The organism is Actinomycetota bacterium, assembly GCA_030774015.1.
Taxonomy (GTDB): domain Bacteria; phylum Actinomycetota; class UBA4738; order UBA4738; family JACQTL01; genus JALYLZ01.
On sequence record JALYLZ010000082.1, the window covers coordinates 19,663 to 34,329 of the forward strand.

The 14,667-nt window shown below is 72.0% G+C and carries 11 protein-coding genes; 4 read left to right on the forward strand and 7 right to left on the reverse strand.

What is annotated here, in order from left to right; translation table 11 throughout:
• Nucleotides 1–8: 8 nt before the first annotated feature.
• Complete coding sequence (locus M3Q23_08450) at nt 9–2,939, reverse strand: S8 family serine peptidase (GenBank protein MDP9342115.1); 2,931 nt, start codon at nt 2,937–2,939, stop codon at nt 9–11.
• A gap of 227 nt (nt 2,940–3,166) precedes the next feature.
• Between M3Q23_08450 and M3Q23_08455 the strand changes: the two genes are divergently transcribed.
• On the forward strand, nt 3,167–5,023 hold the full coding sequence (locus M3Q23_08455; GenBank protein ID MDP9342116.1) for a glycosyltransferase: 1,857 nt from the start codon (nt 3,167–3,169) through the stop codon (nt 5,021–5,023).
• 25 nt (nt 5,024–5,048) lie between these two features.
• Here M3Q23_08455 and M3Q23_08460 read toward each other — a convergent pair whose 3' ends face one another.
• The 4 genes from M3Q23_08460 to M3Q23_08475 form a co-directional block, all read right to left on the reverse strand.
• Nucleotides 5,049–5,198 (reverse strand): hypothetical protein, encoded by a 150-nt coding sequence (locus tag M3Q23_08460; protein MDP9342117.1) that lies wholly within the window; start codon nt 5,196–5,198, stop codon nt 5,049–5,051.
• 48 nt (nt 5,199–5,246) lie between these two features.
• The gene (locus tag M3Q23_08465) at nt 5,247–6,905 is read right to left on the reverse strand and encodes a hypothetical protein (protein MDP9342118.1); all 1,659 of its coding nucleotides are present in this window, start codon (nt 6,903–6,905) and stop codon (nt 5,247–5,249) included.
• A gap of 104 nt (nt 6,906–7,009) precedes the next feature.
• Nucleotides 7,010–7,966 (reverse strand): DUF3068 domain-containing protein, encoded by a 957-nt coding sequence (locus M3Q23_08470; protein ID MDP9342119.1) that lies wholly within the window; start codon nt 7,964–7,966, stop codon nt 7,010–7,012.
• A gap of 105 nt (nt 7,967–8,071) precedes the next feature.
• On the reverse strand, nt 8,072–9,025 hold the full coding sequence (locus M3Q23_08475) for a DUF3068 domain-containing protein (protein MDP9342120.1): 954 nt from the start codon (nt 9,023–9,025) through the stop codon (nt 8,072–8,074).
• Between the two features lie 110 nt (nt 9,026–9,135).
• Between M3Q23_08475 and M3Q23_08480 the strand changes: the two genes are divergently transcribed.
• From M3Q23_08480 to M3Q23_08490, 3 genes are read left to right on the forward strand one after another with little or no spacing between them, the layout of a single operon-like run.
• On the forward strand, nt 9,136–10,650 hold the full coding sequence (locus M3Q23_08480) for a sulfatase-like hydrolase/transferase (protein MDP9342121.1): 1,515 nt from the start codon (nt 9,136–9,138) through the stop codon (nt 10,648–10,650).
• Nucleotides 10,647–11,732: a glycosyltransferase family 4 protein gene (locus M3Q23_08485; GenBank protein MDP9342122.1), complete on the forward strand. Its 1,086-nt coding sequence runs from the start codon at nt 10,647–10,649 to the stop codon at nt 11,730–11,732. Before M3Q23_08480 ends, M3Q23_08485 begins: the two co-directional genes overlap by 4 nt.
• A gap of 14 nt (nt 11,733–11,746) precedes the next feature.
• Nucleotides 11,747–12,472, forward strand: a complete 726-nt coding sequence (locus M3Q23_08490) for a class I SAM-dependent methyltransferase (GenBank protein MDP9342123.1) — start codon at nt 11,747–11,749, stop codon at nt 12,470–12,472.
• On the opposite strand, the gene M3Q23_08495 is transcribed toward M3Q23_08490, so the two are convergent.
• A complete protein-coding gene (locus M3Q23_08495; protein MDP9342124.1) occupies nt 12,458–13,258 on the reverse strand; it encodes a glycosyltransferase in 801 nt (266 codons plus the stop codon). The two genes, M3Q23_08490 and M3Q23_08495, sit on opposite strands and share 15 nt — an antisense overlap.
• Nucleotides 13,259–13,271: 13 nt before the next feature.
• A partial coding sequence (locus M3Q23_08500) for a hypothetical protein (GenBank protein ID MDP9342125.1) occupies nt 13,272–14,667 on the reverse strand: 1,396 nt, incomplete at its 5' end.

Here is a 14,667-nt window from a genome sequence, read left to right on the forward strand (position 1 = left end):
TCGGCGCGCTACTTGGGGCGCGAGGCGAAGGCTCCGGTGTTCGCGGGCGTGCCGCGCATGTTCGGCCAGTCCGAGCCGGTCGGACGCCCGTTGGTCCGGAACACGAACACGGATCCCTGCCGGGTCACCACCGCGACGTCGATCCTGCCGTTGCCGTCGAGGTCCCCGGCGGCGACCGAGGCCTGGACCCATTGCCCCACGAACTTCGGCCAGCCGTGCGGCTCCGAGCCGTTGGTCCGGAACGCGTGGACGTCGCCGGCGCCATTCCCGATCAGGATCTCGGGCTTCCCGTCGCCGTCCACGTCGGCCAGCACCGACGCGGTCAGGAACATCCAGTCCTCCACCACCCGGGGGAACGCCGTCAGGTACGCGCCGGTGCGGGTGCTCCACGCCGAGACCAGGTGCTGGAACTCCTGGCGCTTTCCTGCGTAGACGGCCGCCCCGAACAGCCGGGTGTCGGTGGACCCGGTGACCAGGTCGGGGTGCCCGTCCCGGTCCAGGTCGCCGAAGGCCAGGTTGGCCACCGTGGCCACCGAGTCCTGCGTGCCGACGTGCGGGTCCCGGTTCGCCCCGAACGTTCCCGAGAAGAACACGCCTCCCTGGGCGGTGGCGCCGCCGTGGAACTCCTTGCCGTGCCCCGTCAGCAGGTGGAACCGCGAGGTGAACGCGCTGATGGCGACCTCCATGGCTCCGTCGTGGTTCACGTCCGCCAGGACCGGGCTCTCGGGGACGCCCTGCCCGACCACCGGGATGGAGTTCGGGGCCACGGCGTCGATCGCGACCGGCCACCCCTTCTGGTAGCTGCCGTCGCCCCGTAGCGCGTAGACGCGGGCCGTGGTGCCGTAGGTCTCCCCGTCGCCGATCACGACCTCGTTGTGGCCGTCGCCGTCGATGTCGCCGATGGCGGGGGAGGACGCGATCTTGGCCGTCTCCATCCCGGGCTGGGCCGGGTCGTCCAGTAGCACGGGCCAGCCGCCCAGTGGGCTGCCGCCGGCGTGGAAGGCGTACACGCGGCCGTCGCCGCCGCCCACCACGACCTCGGGCCCGTCCTTGGCCGTGCCGTCCAGCTCGCCCACGGCGGGCGAGGAGATCACCGTGGATTCCCAGTGCGGGTGGGCCGGATCGGGGCCGAACGGCGTCCGGGTGGCGACCGGCCATCCGGGAAGCGGCTTGCCCTTGTGGTTCCAGGCGTAGACCTTCCCGTCCAGCCCGCCGATGACCACGTCCGGATGGCCGTCCCGGTCCAGGTCGGCCACGGCCGGCGAGGAGGTGAAACCGGCCCGCAGGTCGCTTCCGGCGATCGGGATGGGATCCTCTTCCACCGGCCACCCGGGAAGCTCGTGTCCGTTGGCCTGGAACGCGTGGACCAGCCCGTTCGAGTCGGCCACGATCAGCTCGTCGCTGCCGTCGCCGTTCAGGTCGGCGAACTGCGGCGAGGACTCCACCGACCCGTGCAGGTCGATCGGGAAGTGCCGCCGGAGCGTGGGGTCGCGCAGGACCACGACGCCCTGCCGGTCCTGGCCGGCGGCACCGTTCCCGTCGGTGACCTGGAGGCGCAGCGTGCACAGTCCGTTTCGCTGCTTCGACGCCAGGAACGTGCCCAGCTTGCCGGTGAACGGCGCCGACCCCGACCCCTTCGCCAGGACGGTGAAGTGCCCGGGCTGCATGCCCCGGCCGACCGAGAGCGTCCAGTCGTACGGCCCGTTTCGGGCCGAGACGGTCCCGGTGACGGCGACGTGGCCCTTCACCGTGCGGTACCAGTCCGGCGCGTTGATGTCGGCCACGGGCGGGATCTTCCCGGCGTCGGCCGTGACCATGTCCACGGCCGCCGCCGCGTCCACCCGCCCCCATCCGGTGAAGCGGTCCCAGCCCTTGGCGTAGTGGTACGGCCCGCCGACCAGGTCGTCGGCGCTCTGCCGGATGATCTGGGTGACCTCCTGCGGGGACAGCGTGAGCCCGAGGGCCCTGGCCCGGGAGATCACCAGCGCGGCCACGCCCGCCACGTGCGGCGTGGCGCCCGAGGTGCCGCTGATCTTGCCGAACCCCCCGCCGAAATCGGTGGTGAAGGTGTCGGTGGGGGCCACGACGTCGACGACGGGGCCGTAGTTCGAGTAGGTGGCCTTCACGGTGAAGTCGGACGCGGTGGGCAGCCCGGTCCCGTCGGTGTCGGGGACGATCGCGCCGACCCCGATGACCGGGTCGAGCCAGGTCGGGGAGTTCGGGTGGACGCTGAACTCGTTCGCGGTGGCGGCGACCATGACCACGCCCTTGCCTTCCGCGTAGGCGACGGCGTCCCGGAGGGCCTTGCCGCTGTCGGTGGACCCTATGCTCATGGTGACGACGTCCGCGCCGTTGTCCGCGGCGTACCGGATGGCCTGGGCCACCCGGACCCCCGAGGCCAGGAACGTGTCGGAGACCCGCAGGACCATCAGCTTCGCCTCCGGGGCCACGCCGGAGACGCCGATCCCGTTGTCCTGCTGGGCGACGGCGACCCCGGCCGTACCGGTGCCGTGTCCGTAGCCGGTGTCGTCGGTGGCGTCGTTGTCGTTCTCGTAGAAGTCCCACCCGCGCCAGTCGTCCACGTAGCCGTTGTGGTCGTCGTCGAGACCGTTCGTGCGCCTGTCGTGGCCGGAGGCGTCCAGCCCGGTCTCGCCCGGGTTGTTCCAGATCTGGTTCTCGAGGTCGGGCTGGGTGAAGTCGAGCCCGCTGTCCAGGCTCGCGATCACGACGCCGGCCCCCCTGGTCACCGTCCAGGCGGTGTCGGCGGAGATGCCCCGCCCGTCGGAGCGGAGGTCCCACTGCTCGTCCAGGCACTTCGGGTCGCCGCAGTGCTCGAACAGCGGGTCGTTGGGCGTGACGGTGGCCGTGGAGGCCGGGGCGGCTCCCAGCAGGGCGGCCACGGTCAGCGTGGCGAGCAGGATCCTCCCCCCGAGGCGCACGAGGCGAGATTCTCCAAGACTGGACCGGGGAACGCCAGGGCCGGATTCCCTCGCGGCGACGGGGCCGGAGCTCCCTCGCCACAGAGGCCCGGTTTGCCCTGGTCGGCGACCCCTCCCGCACGCCATAATCAGCGGGCCGAGCAGGGGAGCGGGAGCTGGAGAGTTCCGGGGGGCCGGTCGCGCAGGTTGCGCAGGTTCGGAGGGAGCGTTTCCTCCTCGAACCGGTCGTGCTCGCGTTCGCATTGGCGACCGTGGCGCTGGTGCCGCTGCTGCTCACCGGCGCCCTGGGCCGAGCCCTCGATCCCCGCTCGTTCTCAGGGTTCGCGCTGGTCCTGGGTGCCGCCCTGGCCGTTCCCCTCTACCTCCTCCCGGCCAAGGAGAACGCGGCCCCGCTGTGGTGGGTCGGCGTGGGGCTGGCGGCGCTGGCCGCGCTCCAGGTGGTCGACGTCCTGGTGGTGTGGACCCTCTCGCCGGGAAGCGCCGGCACCTACGCCGCCTCGGCCAGCCTGGCCAAGGCGGTGTTCCTGCTGGAGCTTCCGGCCGTGGCCCGGGCCACCCGGCCCGGCCCCTCTGGTCCCGGCTCCATCCGCGGGGTGCTGGCGTGGTCGATCCCGGCCGCGGCGCTGACCGCGCTCATCGAGATCGCGCCCGGCCGGTTGCTGTCCCTGGCGTTCGGGAGCGGGTACGCCGACGCCACGGGGCCCCTGCGAACCGTCGCGCTCTCCATGCTGCTGGCTGGCCTGTCGTTAGCAGCCGTGCAGGTCCTGCTGGCGGCGGGACGGATCTCGTGGGTGTCGTGGGTGGCGCCCCTGGCGGCGGCGGGAATCCCGCTCGCGTTCGCGGCCGGGACCAGGCCGGAGCTGCTCGCGCTGTGGATGCTCCTGGTCCAGGCGGCGGTGTTCGCCCTGCTGGCGGCGCACGCGGTCCGAGTGGCCTTCCCGGCGGCGCCCGCTAAGCGGGTCCTGTTCCTGGCCTGGCGCGACACGCGCCATCCGGAGGGCGGCGGGTCGGAGGTGTTCGTGGAGGAGATGGCCCGGGGCCTGGCCGCGGCCGGACACGACGTGACCATCTTCTGCGCCGGGTACGAGGGCGCTCCTCGCTCGGAGGTGGTGGAGGGCGTCCGGTTCGTCCGGCGAGGGGGGAGGAAGAGCGTCTACCTGTGGGCCGCGTGGTACCACCTGACGGGCCGGCTCCACGGCCACGACGTGGTGGTGGACGTCCAGAACGGCGTGCCGTTCTTCTCGCCGCTGTACTGCAGCCGTCCGGTGGTGGTGCTCATCCACCACCTGCACCAGGAGCAGTGGCCCATGGTGTTCCCGGAGCGCACGGCCCGGGTGGGGTGGTGGATCGAGTCCCGGCTGGCCCCGGCCCTGTACGCCCGAGCCTCCTACGTCACGGTGTCCGACGCCACCCGGAGCGACCTGGGGCGGCTGGGCGTCGAGCCCGAACGGGTGTCGGTGGTCCACAACGGAGTCCGGCTGCCCGCGGCCTCCGGTTCCCTGCAGAAGACCCCCAATCCGTCGATCTGCTTCCTGGGACGGCTGGTGCCGCACAAGCGCGTGGAAGTGCTCCTGGAATCGGCCGCCCGGCTCCGCGAGGACCATCCCGACCTCACCGTGACCGTCGTGGGCCAGGGATGGTGGGAGCCGAAGCTGTTCGACCTCCGGTCGCGTCTGGGGCTGGAGGACTGCGTCCGGTTCACCGGCTGGGTGGACGAGGAGACGAAGGCCCGGATCCTCGAGGAGTCCTGGGTCCTGGCCATGCCGTCGGTGAAGGAGGGCTGGGGCATCGCGGTGATGGAGGCCGCCGCGGCCGGCATCCCGGCCGTGGGGTTCCGGGTGGGAGGGCTCGCCGAGTCCATCCAGGACGGCACGACCGGCCTGGTGGCGGACGACGAGGAGGGATTTCAGGCGGCGCTTCGGCAGGTCCTGGAAGACGGGGACCACCGGGACCGGCTGGGCGCTCGGGCCAGGGAACGGGCCGCCACGTTCGCGTGGGGCGACAGCGTCTCCGCGTTCGAGAAGGTGCTGGACGGGGCGGTGGCGCGGAGCGCCGAAACGATCCCGGCGGCGGTCTACAGCTGAGGCGCTACGGCTCCGGGCCTAGAGGCTACGGCCCGTAGACGATCAGCGGGCTGCCGGAAGTCCCTCCGGGGTTCTTGCTGATCACGATGAGCAGCGCAGCCAGGAAGGCCAGGGCCGCGGAGGAACCCACCGTCACCAAGAGCATCCACCACCACTTGGTCAACCAGGCCCACATGGCTTCCTCCAGCCCTTCCGTCAGATGAACGAAGGATAGCAGTGCGGCTCAGGCGAAGCCAGCGGAACTTCGCAGCCGGGCCGCCAGCAGCGCGATCAGCGCGAAGAGGACCACGGCGTCTGCGGCCACGATGGGCGCGGCCGGTGGCCGTTCCTGGCTGGTCGCTCGGGGCGCGGCCGGCGAACGAAACAGCGTCAGCTCCGGGGAGTCGAACACGCGCTGGAGCCCTCCCACGCGGCTGTTGAACTGCCGCCAGTCCGCTTCCTTCAGGACCAGGAGATACCGAGCCCCCAGGGACGGCAGTGCCGGGCCGAGCGGCCGCCCGCTCGACACGACGCGGTCGGCTCGCCGGGCCAGCGGGTCCTCGGACGGGAGTGTCCCCGACCGCAGCTCCAGGCGCTCCGTGGTCAGGGCGGGCCGGGTGAAGAACCGCTGCGCGGGATCGAGGACGATGTGGCCGTCGTTCCACGCGAACGGCAGATAGAGGTGCCACGGGAGCACCAGGACGCTCCCGGGGACGGGGTCGGCCGCCATGACGGCGCGTGCCTGCGACCAGCTCGCCGGGTACCGCACACTGGCCAGGCCGTTCCCGGCTCCCCAGGCCAGGGTGGGTACCAGCGAGATCGGAAGGATGGCCAGGATCACCGCGCCGGCACGGGCTGCCGTGGCCCGGGGCGGGGCCGCGTCGAGGATCCGTTCCACGCCCATGCCGAACCCGACCGCCAGGGCCAGGGCCAGCGGGGGGACGAACTTCTGGGAGTCACGGAGCAGGCCTCCCCCCGGTGCGTGCAACGCGATCCACCGGTTCGCGGCCGCCAGGCCGGGCACGCTGTCGCCGGTGGCGAGGGCCAGGCCGATGGCCGCGCCCGCCACCAGGGCGGTCGTGGCGAAGCGAGGCCACCGCTTCCTGAGCGTCCACCACCCCACCGCCGCCACGGCCACGATGCAGAAGAAGCTCGGGATCCAAATCCAGGAGGACCGGCCGGGCGGCGCCAGATCCGTGTTCCACATGCCACCCAGGGAGAGCAGGCTCCCCACCGTGCCGAGGGGCGAGTCCGACCGAGCGGCGAACGCATGCAGTCCGGCCGCGGTCGAGGGCAGGCCGCCGGGCCGCAGGATGGACGGCACGAGCCAGGGGAGATTCACCAGGATCCCCAGGCCGAGGGCCCACCCCGCCCGGCGCAGGGATGCCACCCTCGGTCCCGGCCAGGGGGGCGCGGCCCCGAACAGCACGGCCACGCCGGCGGCCAGGATTCCGGAGTACGGGCCGGCCAACCCGGCCAATCCCAGCCACAGGCCCAGACGGGGCACGGCGCCGGGCTTGCTTCGCCGGAGGTCGAGCGCGGCGCCGGCCACCCAGGGAAGCGCCGCATACCCGACCAGCAGGAACCAGTGCCCGATCAGCAGGCGCTCGTACACGAAGGGGTTCCAGGCGTACAGGATCCCCGCGGCCAACCGCGCGCTCACCCGGCGGGCCGGCACCAGCCGCGCCATCCCCGCCACGGCCAGCACGAACACCCCGAGCAGGAAGACCTTCTCCAGGACGTCGCCGGGAAGGACCCGAGAGAGCACTGCCACGACCCCTTCCGTCGGGACCGCCCGCGGGACCTGCTGCGAGATGCCCGCCAGGTCGGCGGAGAACCGGTACCTGGGCACGAACACCATGTCGTACGACAGGACGTAGCCGGGGGTCAGCAGCGGCAGCATCACCAGAAGGCCGAGCCCGAGACCGGTGAGGGAGGCGGGCCAGCGGCGGACCAGCCCAGCCCAGCCGAGGGCCCGGGCGCGGGCTCGACGGATCGTGGTCGGGACTACGCGCTCGGTTCCTCTGCGGCGGCCGGCTGGGTCGTCCGGCGGACCCGGGGCGCCCGCGGAGCGCGTTGGCCCCGAAGCAGCAGGATCCCCAGCACCAGCAGGACGATGCCGATGATCGGCCCGAAGATCGGGATCCCGCTCTTCACCAGCTTGAGCTGCTTGACGTCCTGCTTGGACTTCGTGGCGTTGTCCGTCACCGTGGCGTCGTCGTAGGTCAGCTGGAGGTCCGCGAGGGGCTGGATCTGCTGCCCCTGGAACGACAGGTACTGCACGGCGTGCTGCTGGCCCTTGATGACCGCGCCGGTGACCGGCTCGATCCAGGTGGTGGTCTGCTCCAGGTAGCTGATGTCGGCGGTCACCGACTTCTGGTCCGGCTGGCCGACCAGCGTACCGGCCACGTCGAGGTGTCCGATCACGACGGGCCCGCCCGAGCCGTGGAACACGTACACCGTGAGGCCCTGGATGTTGCCTTCACGCACGAACTTCACCGGGAAGGCCCTCGCACCGCCATTGTCGTACAGCTGGTACGTGGTCTTCTGCGTGTCGAACGGGAACTTGATGGTGATGCCTTCCTCTTTCGGGTTCTCGCCGCAGCAGTGGACCGCGTAGCCCGTGGTGCGGTCGAAGACCACCTGGAGCTTGGTGGCCTGGATCAGGCTGTTGTGCTGGAGGTCCTTCAGGCTGTTGAACTCGCCGTACGAAGCGTCGGTCGTGGTGCCCTTCGTAGGGTCTCCCCGGAAGGTCTGGGTGTTCTCCACCGGGACCGGTCCGACCAGTCGCAGGAACTTGGGGCTGGTGTTGAAGTACCTCCCGTACCCGGTGGCGACGATCTTCTGGTAGCGGTCCAGGGGCGCCTTCTCCAGGCGTGGGACCGCATAGAAGCGGAGGAACGGAGCGAGGAACAGGAACAGGAAGCCCAGCATGATCAGCACGTAGCTACCGACCCGGCGCACCCGTCCCCCTTGTACACGAACCGATGGCTGAGCCTACTACGAAGTAACCTTGCTCCGGTAGCAGGCACGCCCTAGCCGGCAGGCCAAGCGCGAGGGCTGCGCCGGCTACTGGGCCGGCGTCTCCTCGCGGTCCTTGACCGGCTTCGGCTGCACCGCCGTCCGCCGCTTTCTGGGGCCTCGAAGCAGGAGCGCGCCGGCCACGATCAGCACGAGCCCCAGGATCGGCCCGAAGATCGGGATGACCGTTTTCTCGAGGTGCAGCTGGGAGAGCTGGGACTTCAACCGATGGGCGATGTGGTTGACGCTTTGCTGGTCCGGCGTGAGCGTGGTTTCGGCGACCTTGAGCACGGGCTTTCCCTGGTACGCCAGCCACCGCACGGCGTGCTGGATGCCCTTGAGGATGGCCCCCGTCTCCGGCTCGACCCAGTCCACCTGCCGGACCTGGTACGTCATGTCGGCCGTCACCGTCTTCTGGTCGGGCACGCCGACGAAGGAGCCCGGGACGTCCACGTGATCGATGACCATGGGGCCGGCCTGGATCAGGAACAGGTAGACACCGAGGCCGACGATGTGGCCGTCGCGGAGGTATGTGGCCGGCAGGGCCTGCTTCGCCGTGCCGTCCCACAGCTGGTACGTGGTCCGGTGCACGTCGAAGGGGAACTTCAGGGTGAGCCCCTCCGCGCGGGGGTTCTCGCCGCAGCAGTGGACCGCCAGACCGGTGACGCGGTCGAAGACGATCCTCGCCTTGGAGGCGTCGATGATCGCGTTGTGCAGGGTGTCCTTGGTGCTGGAGAAGGAGTCGTAGACGGCGGTGGTCGAGGAGCCGGCCTCCGGGTCGCCCCGGAAGACCTGCGTGTTCTCGAACGGGACCGGACCCACCAGGCGGAGGAACTTCGGGCTGGTGCTGAAGTACTGCCCCTGGCCGTCGGACACGATCCGGTCGTACAGGTCGAGCGGGGCCTTCTCCACGCGCGGGGTCGCATAGAAGCGAAGGAACGGCGCCAGGAAGATGAACAACAGGCCCAGCATGACCAGCACGAACCCGCCGATCCGGCGCATCTAATCCCCTGACTCCCCAGTCACCCTGCTGGCTGTGGACTGTAGCGGACCCGCACTCGCAATGAAAGCCCACGTAGTGCCCCTATTCCCCCGAGGTATCCTCCTCCCCCGTGGGAGCGTCCTCCTCGCCCGGCAGGCCGAACGTGGTGGTCGTCGTCCTCGACACGCTGACGGCCGCGGCGGCGGGCCTGGACAGGGCGTCGCCCCCCATGCCCGCCCTGGCCCGGATCGCCGATCGGGGTTCGTGGTTCCGCCACGCGGTCTCGAACGCACCCTGGACCCTGCCCGCGCACACATCGCTCCTCACCGGCCTCCTGCCGTCGGAGCACCGCATGGACACGTCCCGGCAGTTCGCGTTGTGGGAGCAGGAACCCGGCGACTGGAGGTCTCTCGCCTCGATCCTGCCGGCCGGCCCCGTCTCCGACCCCTCGCTCGGCGAGCGGTGGCTTCCCCGGCTCCTGGCCGCGGCCGGCTACGAGACCGCCCTGGTCAGCAACAACCCCTGGGTGGGACGGCTCACCCAGATGCACCACGGCTTCGACCGGATCCGCGACACGATCTCCGTCCACGTGTCCCGACGGCGCTCGCTGTTCCGGAGCCGCCCGCGCCTGCGCCGGAGCGCCCGTGCCGCCTACTACGCGTACCGCGCGGTGCGCGGCCAGGGCGACCTGCTGGCCGGCGACGCCATGGACCGGATCCGGGAGTGGCTGGGCGCCAGGAACCGGTCCCGGCCCTTCTTCCTGCTGGTCAACCTCATCGAGGCGCATGCCCCGTACCTGACACCGGAGGCCGCCGCCGCGGTCCGGGAGGCCGGCGGGGGGCCCGGCCTCGCGCTTCGAACCATGCGGCTCCTCGACCCGAGGCTCTCCATCCCCTTCAACCTCGGCGGGGAGGAAGCGGAACGCCACCCCCGGGCCCTCGTCCTGGCCCGACGCCTGCACGAACACGCCGCGCGCTACCTCGACGGGCTGATCCGGGAGCTTCACGAGTTGGCGTCGGGCCAGGGCGGCGAGGTGTTTTTCTGCGTCACGTCCGATCACGGGGAGTCGTTCGGCGAGCACGGCGCGCTCCAGCACGGGTTCACCGTGGACGAGCCCGCCTTGCACGTCCCGCTGGTCGTGTCGGGACCCGGGGTCCCGGTCCAGGAGGTCGGGGACACCGTGGATCTCCGGCGGATGTACGCCACGGTGCTCGAAGCGGCAGGCGTCGGCGTGCCGGAGGGCGCCGCGCCCTCGCTCCTCGATCCGGTGCGGGTCGATGCGGTGGCCGAGCGGGAACGGGTGGCCCTTCCCGCGTGGGCCCGGCTGGACTGGCCCGGCATCCAGGCCCGAACCCCGCGGCTCCGAGTCCTCTACCGCGATCCGTGGAAGCTGGTGATGGAGGGGACGACGGAGCGCCTTTTCGACCTGCGCGCCGATCCCGGGGAGGAGACGGACCGGGCGGCCGCGGAGCCCGAGGTGGTCGCCTCGCTTCGGGCCGGCCTTCCCCCGTGGCCGGAGGAAGGACCGCGTCGCGACCGCGTGGCCGGCGCCGACCAGCCGGCCATCGGGAACGGCCAGGTCCTGACGAAACGCGAGGAACAGGAGATGGTGGAGCGCCTCTCCGCCCTGGGGTACCTGGAGTGACCGGCGACTCCCTGCGCATCTCCTGGCTGATGCTCCCCGGCCAGCGGCCCTACCGGGAGCTGCACTGGCTCTCGCTCATGGAAGCCGCGCAGGTGACGGCGGTGGGCACCCCCAGGCCGCCCGAGCCGGTCCAGTTCCTCGAACGCCCCTACCGCCGGATCACGGGGCGGTTCACGGAGGCGGCCTCCCTGGCCTGGCTCCGCGGTCTCGACTCCATCCCGGAGACGGACTGGGTGGCCTCGCTCGAGCTGTGCAGCCTTGTCACCGGCCAGGCCACTGGGCTGGCCCGGCGACGCCATCTCCGCCAGGCCGTGCTGCTGTGGGGGAACGATCCGGGGAACCCGCTGTACCGCCTGCCGCCGTATCGCCAGGTCCTGGAGCGGGCCCGCGATGCCGACCTGTTCCTGTGCCTGATCCACGCGGCCAGGGACCACTGCGTCGAGCTGGGCTTCCCGGAGGAACGATGCGTCGTGGTGCACCCGGGGATCGACCTGGAGCTGTTCCATCCCGCCGAGAAGCCGGCAGCCGAACCCATCGCCGCCTTCATCTCGCCCCTGGCGTCGAACAAGGGGATCGACCGGGTGCTGGAGGCGTTCGACCTGGTGCGCCGGCGCCTCCCGGAGGCCCGCCTGGTGGTGGCGGGACGGGGGCCGCTGGAGGGAATGGTGGCCCAGCGCGCGGAGGCCTCCGGCGGCGGGATCTCGTTCCTCGGGAGGCTGGACCGCCCGGGGGTGGCGGACGCGCTGCGTCAGGCGGCGGTGTTCGTGACGGCCCCCCGGTCGACCCGCGTGTGGAACGAGCAGTTCGGGCTGGCCTACGTGGAGGCCATGGCCTCCGGGCTGCCCGTGGTCACCACGATCTGCGGGAGCAACCACGAGGCGGTGCCGGAACCGAACCGGCGGGTCCCCGACGACCGGGAGGCCCTGGCCGAGGCCCTCCTGTGGTTCCTCGGGGACGAGGGCCGACGTGCGGAGGTGGGCCGCCGGAACCGCCGGTACGTCGAGGAGCACCACGAGGAGCGTCGCCAGAGCCAGCTCATGCGCGACGCGTTTGCCTCCGTGGATGCGGCCCGGGCGGGCTGATCGGGAGAGGCGGCATGCCGGGGTCGAGGTACGAGCAGATCGAGGTGATCGTCGACCTCATGGTGCGCCTGGAACCGCGGAGCGTGCTGGACGTGGGGATCGGCAACGGGCTGTACGGGCTGCTGGTCCGGCAGTACGTGGAGGGTGCCGGGCCGTTCGCGGAGGGGGCGGTCCGCCTGGATGGCATCGAGATCTTCGAGGGCTACCTGACCGGCGTCCAGCGGACCGTCTACAACGACATCATGGTGGGCGACGCCATGGAGATCCTGCCCGGCCTCCCCTCCGGGAGCTACGACCTGGCGCTCGCGCTCGACGTCGTCGAGCACCTCCACGACCCCAGGGGCGACGAGCTCCTTGGCCATCTCCGCCGGGTGGCCCGGAACGTCATCGTGACCTCGCCGCGGGGCGAGTTCCCCCAGGGCGAGCTGTTCGGCAACGTCCACGAGACCCACGTGTCGAAATGGCCGCCCGCCCGGCTCCGACGGGCGTCCGCGGCGGTCGTGGTCCCGCACCCGTTCATCTCGATCGCCCTGTTCACCGACGATCGGCGCTTCGCCCGGTACTACCGCCGGTACCTCCGCGTGCGGCGGATGGCGATGCTGGCGCCGGCCTGGCTCGTCGCCCGGATGGTGAGCGTGGGGCCGCTTCGGGAGTTCGCCCTGCGCCGGGCCCGGGACGACGACGGGACCGACAGCGGCGGCCCCAGTCCCGGCCCCTTGGGGACGTCACCGGCCCCGTAGGGCCCCCACGGCCTGACCGGCGAGGTAGGCCACCGTCTCCGCCGCCCGCATGGCCACGATTCCCGCCGTCAGCCCGGGGTGCTCGGCCAGCAGGCGCCGGTTGCGGGCGAAGGCACGGGCGGTCGCCTTCGCCTGGGCCGACATGGCGCCCGGATGGGCCTGCCGGTATTTCGACAGCCCCAAGCCGTAGTAGTAGCGCTTGGCCACGACGCCCCCCAGGGTCAGCCGACCCTCCTCGTGGACGATCGGCGTGGTGGTCCGGGCCAGCCGGCGACCCTCGCGGAGCATCCGCATCCGGAGCTCGGCGTCCTCCGTCCCGGAGAGCCATTTGACGAACCCGCCGGTCTCCTGCAGGTACTTCCGGCGGACCATGCGGGGGGACTCGATCATGGCCTCGCCCAGGTAGCAGCGGCGCTCCAGAGCCCGGCACCGGGTCCAGTACCCCGGCCCCACCGTGACCTCCGGAATGAACACGCCTTCCGCGTGCTGTTCCAGGGCGGCCTGCACGGCCTCCTGCACCACCGTCGGCGGAAGGACCATGTCCGAGTCGATCCACAGGACGAAGTCGCCGCTCGATCGGGCCACCCCGGCGTTGCGCTGGGCGCTGCGCTCGGGACCGCCGCGGATCGCGGCGTCGGCTAGGCGCTGGGCGACCTCCCACGTGCCGTCCGTGCTGTCGTTGTCGACCACCACGAGCTCGATGGGCCCGTAGCGCTGGTCGCGGATCGAGCGCAGGCATTCCTCGATGGTCCGCACGGAGTTCCGGGTGGGGACGACGACCGACACGAGCGGGCGTGGCTCAGACAGCCGAACGCCCCCACCGGCCGGGCCACCGCTTGCGCCCGCGGTGGCGTCGCCGGCGACCCGGCCGCCTCCACCGGGGAAGGCCGGGAAGCATGGTGAGGCCGGCTCCCGCCACCAGCGCGAGCATCGGGTCGATCGAGGCCCGGGCCAGGGGCTCCCCGTAGGCCACCAGGGCCACCAGGGCCACCGCCAGTGGCGCCACGTACAACGGCAGGAGATCACCCCGGAACCGCGCCCGGAGGCGCCAGTACCCCCATGCCGCGAGGGCCAAGAGCGGCAGGAACGTCAGCCACTCCAGGAGCCATCCCTTGACCTCGAGGCCGCGCGCCGCGTGGGCGTCGCGTTCGTTGGTGGGACTCCACAGGTCGAACGCCCTGGCCACCCGGACGGGAAGGGCCACCACGAGCCCGCCGAGATGCCCCGTGGCGTAGCTCTCCGCCTCGGACCGCAGCCGCCGGTCCAGGAGCCCCTCGCCGACGGGGGTCGTGCTCACGGACTCCTGCGCGGCCCTGGTCGCCGCGGGGTCGTAGGAGCCCATGAACCCGCCGGTGTAGGAGGCGGGCGCGTTGGCCCCCGCGGCGACCGTTCCCGTCTCGGTGGTGGGCAGGAACGTCCCGAACTGGGCGTGGTTTCGCGCCATCCACGGCCCCGCCACCACGATCAGACCCGCCGCTGCCGCCACGGCGAGGGAGGTCCGGCGGGCCGGAGGCAGGGCCGCAGCCGCCCGTCCCAGCAACCAAGCGACCACGATGGCCGGGCCGAGCAGGAGACCTTCGGGCCGGGTCAGGGCGAGGATCCCCGCCAGGCCGCCGGCCACGGCAGCGCGGGGGATCGATAGGGTGGTGCCGGCGTGGCTCGTGATCGTGAGCAGCAGCAGCGCGATCACCAGCGCGGCCACCGTTCCGGATGCCAGCCGGACGTTCTCCAGGAAGAACGACGGAAGCACCGCCACGATGGCCGCCGCGATCAGGCCGGCCGTCACACCGAACAGCCTCCTCCCGACGACGCCGACGGCGGTGACGGTCCCCGCGCCGATCACCGCCCACAACAGCCGGGCCGCGAGCTCCGGAGAGGCGCTCGTCTCCGCCAGCGAGAGCAGGGCCGGGACGATCGGCATCCGAAGCGCCGTTGGCGTGAACCCACCGAAGGGTCCTGGGAGGCTGTACCCGGCCCCTCCCACCAGGTTCGCCGCGATCTGGCCGGACACGGCGTCGGGGGCCGCCGTCGAGCTCACGGCGAGACGAAGCACCAGCCCTACCACGGTCAGGGCCCCGAGTCCCGCCGCGAACAGCGACACGCGACGCCACAATCGCCACCCCGGGCTGGGCTCCGCACCCCGTTCTTCCTCCACCTCCAGCACCGGAAGGGCCGCCACCGGGCCGGGGGCGGCC